Consider the following 14199-nt stretch of genomic DNA (forward strand, 5'->3'; position numbering starts at 1 on the left):
AATGACGCCTAGCGTGAGTGGCAACAAACAAAAGACCACGGGGCGTCAGGGGTTTCGTTGTGAGGGGTAGGGCCATAACCATGATCGGCATCGCCGCCGTTTTCGGCGCGATCTCGATCTTTGCCGCGGATTTCTGGGTCAAAAGCCAGGCGAGGGCCCAGTCCGAGCAAAAGGTGGCATCGATCGCGGCGCCGCAGGAGCCCAAGGTCGAGTTCAAGACCATCGTGGTGGCCAATGCTCCGCTGCGCTACGGCATGCAGCTCGATCGATCGCAACTCACCGAAATCCCGTGGCCGCAGGATTCCCTGCCGCAGGGCGCCTTCCCGACCATCGACAAGCTGCTTGCCGAAGGCAGCCGCGTCGTGCTGTCGCCGATCGAGGTCAACGAGCCGGTGCTGCTCACCAAGCTGTCGGGGCCGAACGGTCGCGCGACGCTCTCCAACATGCTGTCGCCAGGCATGCGGGCCGTCACCATCCGCACCGATGAGATCGCCGGCGTCGGCGGCTTCATCACGCCGGGCGACCGGGTCGACGTCGTGCTGACGCGCGACGCGGGCGAAATCCAGGAAGTGGCCAAGAACGCTCAAGGGGCATCCGGCTCGACGGTCACGTCCGAGATCGTGGTCTCCGATGCGAAGGTGCTTTCGGTCGGGCAGGGCGCGGACGAGCGCAAGACCGAGCCGCAGATCGCCAATTCGGTGACCCTCGAGGTGACGAACGAAGGGGCGCAGAAAGTCGCTTTAGCCCGCACCGTCGGCACATTGTCGCTGTCCTTGCGGTCCGCCGCCGACGCCAGCGCCAGCAGCAACGGGCTCACCACCATCTCCTCCTTCGGCGGTTCGGTCGCCGCGAGCGCGGAGACAAGCGCTGCCTCGCTGGTCAACGCGGTAGCGAAGGAGCCGGAAGAGCCGAAGTTCAAGACGGTGATCGTGTCGCGCGGGACGAAGGTCGAGGAATACAAGGTTCCCTCCAAGCGAGCCGAGGGAGACGTCGTTCCTTCCAAGGAACAAGAATAATAGCCGGTGGGGACCGGCCGGGGACGTGACAATGCCTGTGTTGAATAAAGAATGGACAACGAGAGGGCTGCGCCTTCTGCGTGCGATGGCGGCGAGTGCCTTGCTGGCAACTGCCGGAATGCTTGCCTTTGGGGCGCCGGCCCAGGCAAATAACGACGTCGTCTACGTCTCGGCGACCAGTAACGCCTCGATCAAGGTCGCCAAGGGCAAGCCCAAGACGATCATGACGAGCGCCGCCTTCTACCAGATCGTCATCGGCGACCCGGAGATCGCCAACGTCAACCCGCTGACCGACAAATCCTTCTATGTGCTGGGCAACAATCTCGGCACCACGGGTATCGCGCTGTTCGATCAGAACAAGCAGCTCGTCGGCACCATCGACGTCGAGGTGACGCTGGATACAGATCAGCTCGCAAACACCATCCGCGCCAGCGTGCCGGATGCCAAGATCAAGGTCGGTTCGGCCAATGGCCGCGTGGTGCTGTCGGGCGAGGCCGAGGATGCGGTCGCGGCCGAGAAGGCCAGCAAGATCGCGTCGCGCTTTTCCGGCAACGAGGAAGTGATCAACTCGGTCAACATCTCGTCCTCGCAGCAGGTTCAGCTCAATGTCCGCTTCGTCGAGATCAACCGCCAGGCGGGACAGGATCTGGGCGCCAAATACGGCGCCAACTTCGCCTTCGGCATCGGCGGCCGCGACGTCATCATCGATCCAGGCACCGTGCCGACGGCCGGCACCGGCGAGATCATCGGCCGGCTGCTCTCCAACGGCGTTTCGATCGACATCGCCATCAAGGCGCTGGAGGAGCGCGGGCTGGCCCGGCGGCTGGCCGAGCCGAACCTGATCGCCCGTTCCGGCCAGACGGCGAGCTTCCTCGCCGGCGGCGAGTTCCCGATCCCGGTCTCCGAGGACAACGGCAAGATCAGCGTCACCTACAAGAAATACGGCGTCGGCCTAGATTTCACGCCGACCGTGCTCAAGGACGGGCTGGTGAGCCTCGACATCGCGCCGGAAGTGTCCTCGATCGACACTTCCGCCTCCATCGAAGTCAGCAGCGGCATTTCCATTCCGGCATTCATCGTGCGTCGCGCCCAGACATCGGTCGACCTGAAGAACGGCCAGAGTTTTATGATCGCCGGCCTTCTGCAGTCGCAGAACGACATCACCACCTCGCGCCTGCCGGGGCTCGGCAAGCTGCCGGTGCTTGGCTCGCTGTTCTCCTCGAAATCCTATCAGCGGCGCGAGACCGACCTGGTGATCATCGTCACGCCTTACCTGGTCAAGCCGGTCGATCCGTCGAAGAAGATGGTCGAGCCGACCGACGGGACGCGGCCGGCAAGTCCGGCCGATTATTTCCTGAACAACACCGAGGAAGCGGACGCCTCGGCGTCCAAGCGCCCGGTAGCGCTGGCCGACGGCAGCGCGGCCCGTCCGGTGGCCGCCACGACGTCCGGCCACTTCCTCGATCTGCCCAAGGACTGAAGCCCATGCGCCCAGCACTTTGCATTGCTGTCATCCTCGCCGGCTCAGCCAGCGGCTGCACCAGCGATGACTACGTGCGCACCGAAGGCGTGACGCCGGCGGCCGGCAACGCGCAGGCGTCCAACACCGTCATGCAGATGGTCGATCCCTGGCGGTACGGCGTCCAGAACACCAGGCTCCTGGTGCCGGCTCAGAGCACGAGCTCCACGACCATTGCCGCCGGGGCGAAAGCCGGTTCGGAGTCGGCATCAACGACATCGGCATCAACGGCATCCGAGTGATGGACTAACGACCATGGCATCCGGCACCAAGACCAAGAAGATCCTCCTCGTTTCCACCGACAGGACGTTTTCGCAGGACACGCGGACGGCTTTCGCCGCCTCCGAGGTCATCGAGATCTCGACGGTCGAGAAGAGCGTCAACGAACTCCGCGGCGAGGTTCTGGAAGCCGATTTCGGCACCGTCATCGTCGACATGGATGCGGCCAAGCTCGAGGAGATCGAATCGCTGCAGCGCATCATGCGCCGGCTCGAAGGCCGCGTTCCGGTGGTCGTCGTCACGCAGGAATTCAACGCGGCGGCCGTGCGCATCCTGGTGCAGCTCAAGGTCGCCGACTTCCTGGTCAAGCCGATCACCACCGCCGACCTGGTGCGCTCCGTCATCCGTGCGCTGCAGGGACCGGGGCGGGAGGAAAACACCGAGTCGCAGATCTACACCTTCATGCCGGCCGCCGGCGGCGTCGGCACCACCACGCTGGCGCTCCAGACCGCCTTCCAGCTGCATCATTCGGTGACGCGCGGCGCCTCGACATGCGTGGTCGACCTCAATTTCCAGCAGGGCGCCTGCGCCGAATATCTCGACCTCGAACCGCGCTTCGACATCACCGAAATCGAGAACCAGCCCGAACGCCTCGACCGGCAGCTGCTGGATGTCATGCTCTCCAAGCATGCGAGCGGGCTCTGCGTGCTTGCCGCGCCCACGCGCCCTTCGGAAATGCGCTCGTTCAAGACCGATGTCGTCGTGCGCATGCTCGACCTCGTCTCGGCCTATTTCGACAATGTCGTCATCGACATGCCGCGCACCTGGTTCCCATGGACCGAGACGGTGCTGCTCGGCTCCAACAAGCTCTATATCGTCGCCGAGATGACGGTGCCTTGTCTCAGGCATACGCAGCGTCTTATCCAGGCCATCTATGAGACTGCCGGCCGGGAAGTGAAGCCCAGCGTGATCGTCAATCGCTTCGAGCAGAAGATGTTCGACAGCGGCATCAAGCAGGCCGACGTCGAGGACATTCTCGGCGAACATTTCGTCGGCGGCATCTCCAACAACTACCGGCTCGTGCGCGAGGCCGTCGACCGCGGCGTGCCGCTGCACGACATCGATCCCAACGCCAATGTCGTCAACGACCTGAAGAAGATCATCCTGCCGGAGGAGGCGGTGACGACGACGGCAAAATCGAAGTCGCTTTTCGGCCTCGGCAAGGGCCTCTTGAAGAGGAAAGCGGGATGAGTCGCTTCTCCACCCTGCAGAACCGCGACGCCCATCCGCAGCGGCCTCCCGAACCAGCGCCTGTCGCGCATCATGCCGTGGTCATTCCGACGACCCGCAAGCCGGCCGCGCCTAAGCCGGACCACGCGCCTGCGAAAAGCGCCAACAAGGTGCTCGACGCGCGCGTGCGCATCCACCGCATGCTGCTCGAGGAGATCAATCTCGTCGCGCTGGAGCGGCTGCCCAAGGACGAAATGCGCCGCCAGGTGCATGAGTTCGTTTCGGAAAAGACGCGCGAGGAGCGGATGGCGATCAATACCGCCGAGCTCGACGCGCTGGTCGACGACATCGTCGACGAGATGGTCGGCCTCGGCCCGCTGGAGCCGCTGCTCAAGGATCCGGAGATCAACGACATCCTGATCAACGGCCATCAGAACTGCTTCGTCGAAAAGCGCGGCAAGCTGCAGCAAGTCCACATCCCGTTCAAGGACGAGGCGCATCTCCTTCGAATCATTAACAAAATCGTCGCAGCCGTCGGCCGCCGCGTCGATGAATCGCAGCCGATGGTTGACGCCCGCATGCTCGACGGCTCGCGCTTCAACGCCGCCATCCGGCCGGTCGGCGTCGACGGGCCGCTGGTGTCGATCCGCAAATTCTCCAAGAACAAGCTCGGCCTGCACAAGCTGGTCGAGTTCGGCGCCATCACGCAGAACATGGCCGAGGTGCTGGCGGCGGCCGTGCATGCCCGCAAGACCACAATCATCTCCGGTGGCACCGGCACCGGCAAGACGACGATGCTCAACGCGTTGTCGGCCTTCATTCCCGAGGACGAGCGCCTGATCACCATCGAGGACGCCGCCGAGCTGCAACTGCAGCAGCCGCATGTCGCGCGCATGGAGACGCGCCCGGCCAACATCGAGGGCCATGGCGAGCTCAAGCAGCGCGACCTGGTCAAGAACGCGCTGCGCATGCGTCCCGATCGCGTCATCCTCGGCGAGTGCCGCGGCGAAGAAGCTTTCGACATGCTGCAGGCGATGAACACCGGCCATGAAGGCTCGATGGCGACCATCCACGCCAACACGCCGCGCGACGCCATCTCGCGCCTTGAGCAGATGCTCGGCATGACCGGCATGCCGATGACGGTGCAGTCGATCCGCAGCCAGATCGCCAGCGCACTCGACATCATCGTGCAGTTGACGCGTCTGTCCGACGGCAAGCGCAAGGTGACCAGCGTCGCCGAGGTGACGGGCATGGAAGGCGACGTCATCCAGATGCAGGAGATCTTCCGCTTCGTGCGCACCGGCATGGAGGCGGACGGCAAGATCATCGGTCATTTCGAAGCGACGGGCATTCGCCCGCGCTTCCTCGAGGACCTGCGCAACATGGGCATCGAATTTCCGGGCAAATATTTCGAACCCGGCCGGCCGCAGGAGTAGCCGGTGCTCGAGGGGTTCAGCCCGATCTACGCTGTCTACGCCGCGGCGGCGCTCACCGGCATCATGATCGCCGAAGGCTGCTACCTGCTCTATGCCGGCCGCAGCGACAAGCGCACGGCGATCAACCGCCGCATGAAGCTGGCGGAGAACAAGATCAGCCAGGAGCAGGTGTTGATCCAGTTGCGCAAGGAGCGCGGCGTCGAAGGCGGCATGTCCCTGTTTTCCTTCGATCGCTTTCGCGCCTTGCGCACTCAGTCCGGCATGATCATGCCGCTGCCCAAATTCCTCATGATCACCTCGGGCGTGGCTTTCGCTCTGGCGCTTGTTGCCGTCTGGTACGGCCTGCCTCTGCTGTTCGGCCTGGGCTTGTTCCTGGTGCTGTCGCCGGTCTTGCCGGTGATGGCGATGCGTTTTCTGCGCAAGCGCCGGCATAAGCGCTTCGGCCTGCAGTTGCCGGAGGCGCTGGAGCTGATCACGCGCGGCCTCAAGGCCGGCCATCCGGTGCCGGTGGCAATCGCAATGGTGGCGCGTGAGATGGCCGATCCGATCGGCACCGAGTTCGGCGTCGTGGCCGACGAGGTGACTTATGGCTCCGATCTGGTTTCGGCGCTCAACAACCTGTTCGAACGGGTGGGCCACGAGGATCTGCCGCTGTTCGTCACCGCCGTGTCGATCCAGACCAGTTCCGGCGGCAACCTGCGCGAGATCCTGGATGGGCTGTCGTCGACCATCCGCGAGCGTGGCAAGCTGCGGCGCAAGGTACGCGCCATTTCGACCGAAGGCCGCATGTCGGCCTACATCCTCACCGCCGTCCCGGTGCTTCTGTTCACCGCCATCATGGTGCTCATGCCGCAATTCTACCGCGATGTGTGGGGGATACCGAAGACCTGGTACATGCTGGGCGGCTCCATCCTGTGGCTGCTGCTCGGTAACGCCATCATGTTCAAGATGTCGAATTTCAAGTTCTGAGATGGAAGACATCATCCGCTTCCTCGCCTCGCTCGCGCCGACATCGCTGATGCCGGTGGCGGTGCTTTTGCTGGTGCTGGGCGGCGGCGCGGTAGCCTGGCCGCTGGTCGTCGCCAAGGGCGATCGCAACGAAGTCAAGCGCCGGCTGAAGGTCGAGGCGGCCCGGCCTATCGAGCAGGCGGAGCCGGCGCCAAGGAAGAACGCAAACGCCGTGCGCGAGAAGGCGGTGAAGCGGGCGCAGGAATTCTACGCCAAGAGCGACCCGGAAAACGTCGCGCGGTTGCGCCTGAAGCTCATCCAGGCCGGCTATATGGAGCCGCGCGCCGTCGGCATGTTCTTTCTGATCCGTTTTGCCGCGCTGGTCGGCGCAGCACTTGGCGCGTTCCTGATCAACCACTGGGCGGCCAGCGCCGAGTCGACCGTGACCAGCCGCTGGACCTTCATCATCCTGTCGGGAGCGGCCGGCTATTTCCTGCCGGGTCTGGTGCTGACGCAGAAGGTGCGGGAAAAGATGCGCGAATATCGCAACGGCTTTCCCGATTTCATGGACTTGATGATCGTCTGCTCCGACGCCGGCATGAGCATGGAGGCCGGCATCGAGCGAGTCTCGAAGGAGCTCGCCAGGACCTATCCATCGCTCAGCCAGAACCTGCAATTGGTGTCGCTCGAGCTCAGGGCCGGCCGCAGCCTCGACGATGCATTGAAGGCGCTCGCCGACCGCCTCAGCCTCGACGAGGTGCGCTCCTTTGCAACGCTGCTGCAGCAGTCCAAGGAGCTAGGCACCAGCCTGTCGGGCGCGCTGCGCGTCTTTTCCGACGAAATGCGCCACAAGCGCATGTCGCTTGCCGAAGAGAAGGCGCATGCCTTGCCGGCCAAGATGTCGGTGCCGGTGACGATGTGCATCCTGCCGGTGGTGCTGATGGTCGCGATTATTCCCATCGTCGTGAAGCTGACGGCGCACTAGGGATTCAGGTGAGGCCGGTCTGCAAATGGCGGCTTCCTGCGCTTCCGGCCTAAGCATCCATGACATGAGAGGTGGCGTAGCAGTTAAGGCTACGGCCGGCGTAGGCCGGTGCTCACGTACTATAAGTACGCTCCGCTCCGGCCTTCGCCGGCCGAAGCCCTCACAAATGTCTCCGCCCTATGAAGGCTACGGCCGGCGTAGGCCGGTTCTCGAAATTCACCATTTTCGACTCGGCCTGACCTGAATCCAGGCACGTCTGACGCTGCCGGCGCTGGTTAACGCATCCTTTGCGCGCAACAAAAATTTAGCTGCATTTCGGCACTGAAGCTTAATCGCTGTGCTTTATGGTCCTTGCTGAAGAACGACCCGGCAAATCGGGCGATGGGGCAGGGGCATGCGTCACGGACTTCCCACGGCAGCGGCGGTGTTGGCGGCCGTCTTGATGATCACCGGCTGCACGACGAACGCAAACGTCGACACGACCAAGACCACCGCGATCCAGCCAACGGCCAAGGACATCAGCGCCAGCGACCTGGTGGAGGGCAAGGCGCAGTTCCGCGAGGCGAATTTCGGCCTTGCCGAGCAGCATTTCCGCAAGGCGGTGGAGCTCAAGGCCGACAATGCGGAAGCCTGGATGGGGCTTGCCGCCTCCTATGACGAGCTCGGCCGCTTCGACTTCGCCGACCGCGCCTATGCCCAATTGCTGAGGGTCGCCGGGCGCAAGCCGCAGATCGTCAACAATATGGGCTATTCGCAGCTCCTGCGCGGCAACAAGAAGAAGGCAAGGGCTCTGCTGCTCGAAGCCAAGGCCGGCTTGGCCGACCAGACCGTGGTCAATGCCAACCTGGCGCTGCTCGACAAGAGCTAAAGCCTATCGGGCTTGGATTGAATCGGCTCTGGCAGAATTCACCGGCTACTGGTCGAACGCCGTTTCTGCGAAACGGGACAGGTTCCTCCCTGGTTGTCGATTGGCGAAATCAAAGCAACACCGGCGAATGCCGTTTTTCGCGCGGATCGCCTCGCGCTCGTGGAAAGAACTGTTTCAATATAAACCAAAAATTTCTAGTCTTTGCGTCTGCCAGACGCAGTAGTGGATGCTTTGTAAACCTTGTCGGAAGGTTGGCTCGAAAGGTTAGCTGAAAACGGTATCGGCGGGCCGCCGTTAACCTAGAATGCAGCGTAACTGACGACTCCCAAGAGGTTGCGGCTCAACAATGTTGGATTTCAGTTCGCTCCTGCTCGCGGCGGCGCTGTCGGGCACGTGCCTCAGCATCACCATGCTGGCGATCTGGTTCACGGCTCCGCGGGCGAGCTTCGTGCTGACGGTGGCGTGCGGCATACTCGTGCTCGTTGCCCATGTCGTCCTGTTCTGGCGCTACACCAAGGATGCCGACCCCCGGCTCTGCCAGATCGTGCTTGCGCTGCTGAGCCTCGGCTTTTTGGTCATCTGCCTGTCGGCCATGCAGTATCTCGGTTTCCGCGACTACCGCCGCGCGATCCTGCCGACGCTTGCAGCCATGGCCGCTTGCGCCGCTTTCACCTATCTCGGTTTCGACGGCATCGGCTTCCAGATCACTTACGCGGCCGTTACGGCGCTGCTCGCGGCGATCGGAACGATGTTCTGGATGAAGGGGGATCACGACCGCCGGATCCTGCTCGTCGTTTCGTTCCTGAGCGGCGCCTGTGGCGTGTCGTTCGCGCTTTGCGGCCTGGTGCTGCTTGTGCAGGGGCAATGGGTTCTCGGCGCCGCGCCCGACAACTGGGCCGAGCGGTTGAACTCCGTCGTGGCGGTCGCCTGCATGACCGGCCTCGGCGCGCTGACGCTTTCGCTGCACCATCTGCAGGCGCAGATCGAGCTCAAGGCCGAGACGATGACCGATCCGCTGACCGGCCTGATGAACCGCAGGGCGCTCAGCGAGCTTTACGGGGATCGCAGCTTCGGTCCGTTCATGGCGGTCGCGATGTTCGATCTCGATCATTTCAAGGCGACCAACGACGTCTTCGGCCATCCGGTCGGCGATCAGGTGCTTTGCCGCTTCGCGGCGGTGATCAAGAAATACGGCCGGACCGGGGTCGACGCCTTCCGGCTGGGCGGCGAGGAATTCGCGCTCGTCATGTCGCGCATGACGCCGGAAAAGGCACATGACATGGCCAGCCGGATCGGCGTCGCCTTCGGCACCGAGATCGTTCCGACCCATCGCGGCCCGCTGCGCAGCAGCGTCAGCGGCGGCATGGGATTTGGCGCCGTAGACGGCCGAACCCTGGACGAGGTGCTGGCCGACGCAGACGCCGCGCTCTACGTGGCCAAGCGCGGCGGCAGGAATCGCGTCGTCGTTCAGAAAAAGGCCGGCCAGTCCGACGCCGGGCCGACCTTGCGTTCTGCCTGAATCCGCTTCGGTTATTCGGCGGCGCCGAGATATTCCGTCAGCGGCGGGCAGGAGCAGACAAGGTTGCGGTCGCCGGCGACATTGTCGATGCGCGACACCGGCGGCCAGTACTTTGCTGCCAGATCGGCGTCACCCGCCGGATAGGCTGCCTCCAGCCGCGAGTAGGGATGGGTCCAGGCGCCGGCAAGCGCCTCTGCCGCGGTGTGCGGGGCATTGACCAACGGGTTGTCGTTGAGCGGCCATTCGCCCTTCGCCACCTTCGCCGCCTCGCCGGCAATCGCGATCATCGCCTCGCAGAAGCGGTCGAGCTCGCGCTTGGGCTCGGACTCGGTCGGCTCGACCATCAGCGTACCGGCAACCGGGAACGACATGGTCGGCGCGTGGAAGCCGTAGTCGATGAGGCGCTTGGCGATGTCGTCGACGCTGATGCCGGCGCTCTCCTTGAGCACGCGGGTGTCGAGGATGCACTCATGCGCGATGCGATCGCTCCTGCCCTTGTAGACGAGCGGGAAATGCGGCGCGAGCCGGGTCGCCACGTAGTTGGCGGAAACGATCGCCGTCTCGGTCGCCTGCTTCAGCCCTGCGCCGCCCATCATGCGGATGTACATCCAGGTGATCGGCAGGATCGAGGCGCTGCCGAAAGGAGCGGCGGCCACGGCATGCGCCGAGCCTTCAGTGACATGACCCGGCAGATAGGGCTTGAGATGCGCCCTGACGCCGATCGGGCCGACGCCCGGGCCGCCGCCGCCATGCGGGATGCAGAAGGTCTTGTGCAAATTCATGTGGCAGACGTCGGCGCCGATATCGCCGGGTCGGGCAAGGCCGACCAGGGCGTTGAGGTTGGCGCCGTCGAAATAGACCTGGCCGCCATGCTCGTGAATCAGGGCGCAGAGGTGGCGCGCGCCTTCCTCGTACACGCCATGCGTCGAGGGGTAGGTAAACATCAGCGCCGCGAGGTTCTTGGAATGCTCGTTGGCCTTGGCCCTCAAATCGTCCATGTCGATACTGCCGTCCTCGGCGCAGCGTACGACGATGACGCTCATTCCGGCCATCGCAGCACTCGCCGGATTGGTGCCATGCGCGGAGGATGGGATCAGGCAGACGGTGCGATGGCCCTCACCGCGCGAGCGGTGATAGGCGCGGATGGCGAGCAGGCCGGCATATTCGCCCTGGCTGCCGGCATTGGGCTGCAGGCTGACTGCGTCGAAACCCGTGATCTCCGACAGCCAGGTCTCCAGGTCGCTGATCATGGCGCGGTAGCCGGCCGAATGGCCGGCAGGGGCAAAGGGATGCAGGTTGGCGATATTCCACCAGCTCACCGGCATCATCTCGGCGGCGGCGTTGAGCTTCATCGTGCAGGAACCGAGCGGGATCATGGCGCGGTCGAGCGCGAGATCCTTGTCGGCCAGCCGACGCAGGAAGCGCATCATGTCGGTCTCGGAGCGGTTCTCGTGGAAAACCGGCTGGGTAAGGAATTCCTTGCCGCGCGGCTTGCCGGGCATGGAGCTCGCTTCCACCGTGCCGGACTTGGCGCCGAACAGGGCCGCGATCGCCTCCAGGTCGGCTTGCGTCGAGGTCTCGTCGAAGGCGATGCCGATCTTGTCGGCATCGATGACGCGCAGCAGCCGGCCGGTCTTCTCGGCGGCGGCGGCTATTGCCGCGGCCTTACCCTTCACTTCCGCTGTCACCGTGTCGAAGCGGTGCGTGCCCAGGAGTGTCACGCCCGCCGCCTTCAGCCCCGCCGCAAGCCGGTTGGCGAGGGAGTGAATGCGCTCGGCGATCGCCTGCAGGCCGGTGGGACCGTGCCAGATGGCGTAGGCCGTCGCCATGTTGGCGAGCAGCGCCTGCGCGGTGCAGATGTTGGAGGTGGCCTTGTCGCGACGGATGTGCTGCTCGCGCGTCTGCAGCGCCAGCCGGTAGCCCGGGCGACCCATGGTATCGGTCGATTGGCCGACAAGGCGGCCGGGCATCAGGCGGGTCAGCCTGTCGGAGACGGCGCAATAGGCGGCATGCGGGCCGCCAAAGCCCATCGGCACGCCGAAGCGCTGCATTGGACCGACGGCGATGTCGGCGCCGAGCTTTGCCGGCGCATCCGTCAGCGTGAGGGCAAGCGGATCGGCTATGAAGACGACCAGCGCGCCGGTGGCGTGGGCTTTCTCGATCGCCGTCTTGTGGTCGCCATAGACACCGAACGTGTCCGGCCAGGAGACGAGCAGGGCGGCGGTGTTGTCGTCGATCGTCTCGCCGTCGACCTCGATGCCGAGCGGCTCGGCGCGGGTGCGCACGACGTCGAGCGTCTGCGGGTGGGGCGTGCCGGCGAGCGCCACCTTGGTGCGCTTGTCGCGATGATGGCGAAGCGCGATGCCGACGGCTTCGGCGACGGCGGTGGCTTCATCGAGCAGCGAGGCGGACGCCACCGGAAGGCCGGTCAGTTCGGTCACCAAAGTCTGGAAGTTGAACAGCATTTCCAGGCGGCCCTGGCTGATCTCGGCCTGGTAGGGCGTATAGGCCGTGTACCAGGCCGGGTTCTCGAAAAGGTTGCGCTGGATTACCGGCGGCACAAAGACACCATGGTAGCCGGCGCCGATGAAGCTCTTCAGCACCGTATTCTTCGCCATCATCTCCGACAATTCGGCCAGGGCTTCCGCTTCGCTGGCGGCGGCGGGCAGGTCGAGCGGCTGGTCGAGCCGGATCGATCTCGGCACGGCCTGGCTGATCAGCGTCTCGACGGACGGAACGCCGATCACGGCGAGCATCGCTCTGACATCGTTGATGCCGGGGCCGATATGACGGGCTGAGAAAGGAATAGGTGCTGCGGTCATTTGCAAAATCCCGATATCAGCCGATATGGGCTTTATAGGCGGCCTCATCCATGAGGCTGGCGAGCTGGCTTTCGTTGGAAAGCTTCATCTTCCAAAGCCAGCCGTCGCCGGTCGCCGCCGAATTGACCAATGAAGGGTCGGATGACAGCGACGTGTTGGCTTCGGTGATTTCGCCGTCGACCGGCGCGTAGACGTCCGACGCCGCCTTGACGGATTCGACGACGACCGCAGTGTCGCCCTTGGCGAGCTTGCGGCCGATTTCGGGCAGTTCGACGAAGACGAGATCGCCGAGCTGCTCCTGCGCGTAGTCGGTGATGCCGACGGTGGCGACGCCGCCTTCGACGCGCAGCCATTCATGGTCTTGAGTGAAATAGGTGTTTGCCATCGGGAATTCATCCTTTGCGGTAGCGATGTGGCGTGAAGGGGAGCGAGGTGACGTCGATCGGGATTTTCGTCCCGCGGACGTCGGCGAACAGTCTGGCGCCGGGCTTGGCCAGCGCGGTGTTGACGTAGCCCATGGCGACCGGGTGGCCTGTCGAGGGGCCAAAGCCGCCCGAGGTGACATGGCCTGCGGGATTGCCGTCGGCGTCGACCAGCGCCGCCCCGCCGCGCACCGGCTGACGGCCGTCCGGCTTCAGGCCGACGCGCTTCTGCGACGGGCCACGCTCGAGGATCGAGCGCAGCGCGTCGGCGCCGATGAAATGACCGGAGGCGCGGACCTCCTTGGGGATGGCCCACATCAGGCCGGCGCTTGCCGGATCGATCTCGGGTGTCAGGTCCTGGCCGTGCAGGCAAAGCCCGGCCTCGAGCCGCAGGCTGTCGCGGGCGGCAAGGCCGATCCATTGCACGCGCTCGTCCTTCAGCAGCTTCGCGACGAGATCGCGAGCATCCGCCTCCGGCAGCCCGATCTCGAAACCGTCCTCGCCGGTGTAGCCAGAGCGGCTCATGAACCAGTTTTGCCGGGGCTCGACACCATGCATGAAGAGCAGCGAGCCGGTTTCGATGCCGGCCCTCGCAAGCGCGGCCCAGGCGTCCGGTCCCTGGATGGCCAGGAAGACGCGGTCGAGGGGCTCGATCTTGGCGTCGAAATCCGCGGCCAGCGCGCTGAGGTGCTTTTCGTCCTCGACCGCGTTGCCGGCATTGGCAACCACCATGAAGCGACTGTCGCCGAGCCTAGTGACGATCAGGTCGTCGATGATGCCGGCCGCTTCATTGAGGAAGAAGGTGTATTTGGACTGGGAAATCTCCAGCGCGCCGGCATCGAGCGGACAGGCGCGGTCGAGAAGCGAGGCGGCGCCCGGGCCAACGACCTCGAACAGCTTCATATGCGAGATGTCGAACAGGCCGGCATGCTCGCGCGTGCGAAGGTGCTCCTTCATCACGCCCGCTGGATAAGTCAGCGGCATCGACCAGCCGGCGAACGCGCCGAAACGCGCGCCTGCCGCGTTATGCAAATCCTCGAGGGGTAGATGTTTGGTGTCTTCGTCCGTCATGTCTTCTCCAGAGTCGCACGCAATCGACCGCCACCGGCGGTCTAGTCCGTGCCCCTCTGTCTGAAGCCTGAGAGACTCGCGCCCCGTAACTCTGTCGGCAGCGCTTACACCTTCGGCGCGGGAAGATTCCCGACTTTCCAGAGT

The 14199-nt window shown here is 64.3% G+C and carries 12 protein-coding genes; 9 read left to right on the top strand and 3 right to left on the bottom strand.

The window, feature by feature from the left end; all coding sequences use genetic code 11:
- Window positions 1-80 precede the first annotated feature (80 nt).
- From cpaB to EJ071_RS22540, 9 genes are all read left to right on the top strand, one after another.
- Window positions 81-1016, top strand: a complete 936-nt coding sequence (cpaB, locus tag EJ071_RS22500; RefSeq protein ID WP_126099840.1) for a Flp pilus assembly protein CpaB — start codon at window positions 81-83, stop codon at window positions 1014-1016.
- A gap of 118 nt (window positions 1017-1134) precedes the next feature.
- Window positions 1135-2496 (top strand): type II and III secretion system protein family protein, encoded by a 1362-nt coding sequence (locus EJ071_RS22505; protein WP_245459948.1) that lies wholly within the window; start codon window positions 1135-1137, stop codon window positions 2494-2496.
- Between the two features lie 5 nt (window positions 2497-2501).
- Window positions 2502-2777: a hypothetical protein gene (locus EJ071_RS22510; RefSeq protein WP_126099842.1), complete on the top strand. Its 276-nt coding sequence runs from the start codon at window positions 2502-2504 to the stop codon at window positions 2775-2777.
- A gap of 13 nt (window positions 2778-2790) precedes the next feature.
- The gene (locus EJ071_RS22515) at window positions 2791-4005 is read left to right on the top strand and encodes a CpaE family protein (RefSeq protein ID WP_126099843.1); all 1215 of its coding nucleotides are present in this window, start codon (window positions 2791-2793) and stop codon (window positions 4003-4005) included.
- Window positions 4002-5420 (top strand): CpaF family protein, encoded by a 1419-nt coding sequence (locus EJ071_RS22520; protein ID WP_126099844.1) that lies wholly within the window; start codon window positions 4002-4004, stop codon window positions 5418-5420. Before EJ071_RS22515 ends, EJ071_RS22520 begins: the two co-directional genes overlap by 4 nt.
- Window positions 5421-5423: 3 nt before the next feature.
- Window positions 5424-6389 (top strand): type II secretion system F family protein, encoded by a 966-nt coding sequence (locus tag EJ071_RS22525; protein WP_126099845.1) that lies wholly within the window; start codon window positions 5424-5426, stop codon window positions 6387-6389.
- Window position 6390: 1 nt separating this feature from the next.
- On the top strand, window positions 6391-7353 hold the full coding sequence (locus EJ071_RS22530; RefSeq protein ID WP_126099846.1) for a type II secretion system F family protein: 963 nt from the start codon (window positions 6391-6393) through the stop codon (window positions 7351-7353).
- 394 nt (window positions 7354-7747) lie between these two features.
- Window positions 7748-8221: a hypothetical protein gene (locus EJ071_RS22535; protein WP_126099847.1), complete on the top strand. Its 474-nt coding sequence runs from the start codon at window positions 7748-7750 to the stop codon at window positions 8219-8221.
- 346 nt (window positions 8222-8567) lie between these two features.
- On the top strand, window positions 8568-9740 hold the full coding sequence (locus tag EJ071_RS22540; protein WP_126099848.1) for a GGDEF domain-containing protein: 1173 nt from the start codon (window positions 8568-8570) through the stop codon (window positions 9738-9740).
- Between the two features lie 11 nt (window positions 9741-9751).
- On the opposite strand, the gene gcvP is transcribed toward EJ071_RS22540, so the two are convergent.
- From gcvP to gcvT, 3 genes are read right to left on the bottom strand one after another with little or no spacing between them, the layout of a single operon-like run.
- A complete protein-coding gene (gene gcvP / locus EJ071_RS22545; protein WP_126099849.1) occupies window positions 9752-12562 on the bottom strand; it encodes an aminomethyl-transferring glycine dehydrogenase in 2811 nt (936 codons plus the stop codon).
- Window positions 12563-12578: 16 nt separating this feature from the next.
- On the bottom strand, window positions 12579-12947 hold the full coding sequence (gene gcvH, locus EJ071_RS22550) for a glycine cleavage system protein GcvH (protein ID WP_126099850.1): 369 nt from the start codon (window positions 12945-12947) through the stop codon (window positions 12579-12581).
- 7 nt (window positions 12948-12954) lie between these two features.
- Window positions 12955-14055 (bottom strand): glycine cleavage system aminomethyltransferase GcvT, encoded by a 1101-nt coding sequence (gene gcvT / locus EJ071_RS22555; protein ID WP_126099851.1) that lies wholly within the window; start codon window positions 14053-14055, stop codon window positions 12955-12957.
- Window positions 14056-14199: the final 144 nt, after the last annotated feature.

This window comes from Mesorhizobium sp. M1B.F.Ca.ET.045.04.1.1 (genome assembly GCF_003952465.1).
GTDB lineage: Bacteria > Pseudomonadota > Alphaproteobacteria > Rhizobiales > Rhizobiaceae > Mesorhizobium > Mesorhizobium shonense.

Coding starts and splice junctions, on each gene's coding strand:
- gcvP (WP_126099849.1), bottom strand. CDS start 12,562: ATGACCGCAGCACCTATTCCTTTCTCAGCCCGTCATATCGGCCCCGGC.
- EJ071_RS22520 (WP_126099844.1), top strand. CDS start 4,002: ATGAGTCGCTTCTCCACCCTGCAGAACCGCGACGCCCATCCGCAGCGG.
- gcvH (WP_126099850.1), bottom strand. CDS start 12,947: ATGGCAAACACCTATTTCACTCAAGACCATGAATGGCTGCGCGTCGAA.
- cpaB (WP_126099840.1), top strand. CDS start 81: ATGATCGGCATCGCCGCCGTTTTCGGCGCGATCTCGATCTTTGCCGCG.
- EJ071_RS22515 (WP_126099843.1), top strand. CDS start 2,791: ATGGCATCCGGCACCAAGACCAAGAAGATCCTCCTCGTTTCCACCGAC.
- EJ071_RS22540 (WP_126099848.1), top strand. CDS start 8,568: ATGTTGGATTTCAGTTCGCTCCTGCTCGCGGCGGCGCTGTCGGGCACG.
- EJ071_RS22535 (WP_126099847.1), top strand. CDS start 7,748: ATGCGTCACGGACTTCCCACGGCAGCGGCGGTGTTGGCGGCCGTCTTG.
- EJ071_RS22505 (WP_245459948.1), top strand. CDS start 1,135: ATGCTTGCCTTTGGGGCGCCGGCCCAGGCAAATAACGACGTCGTCTAC.
- EJ071_RS22530 (WP_126099846.1), top strand. CDS start 6,391: ATGGAAGACATCATCCGCTTCCTCGCCTCGCTCGCGCCGACATCGCTG.
- gcvT (WP_126099851.1), bottom strand. CDS start 14,055: ATGACGGACGAAGACACCAAACATCTACCCCTCGAGGATTTGCATAAC.
- EJ071_RS22510 (WP_126099842.1), top strand. CDS start 2,502: ATGCGCCCAGCACTTTGCATTGCTGTCATCCTCGCCGGCTCAGCCAGC.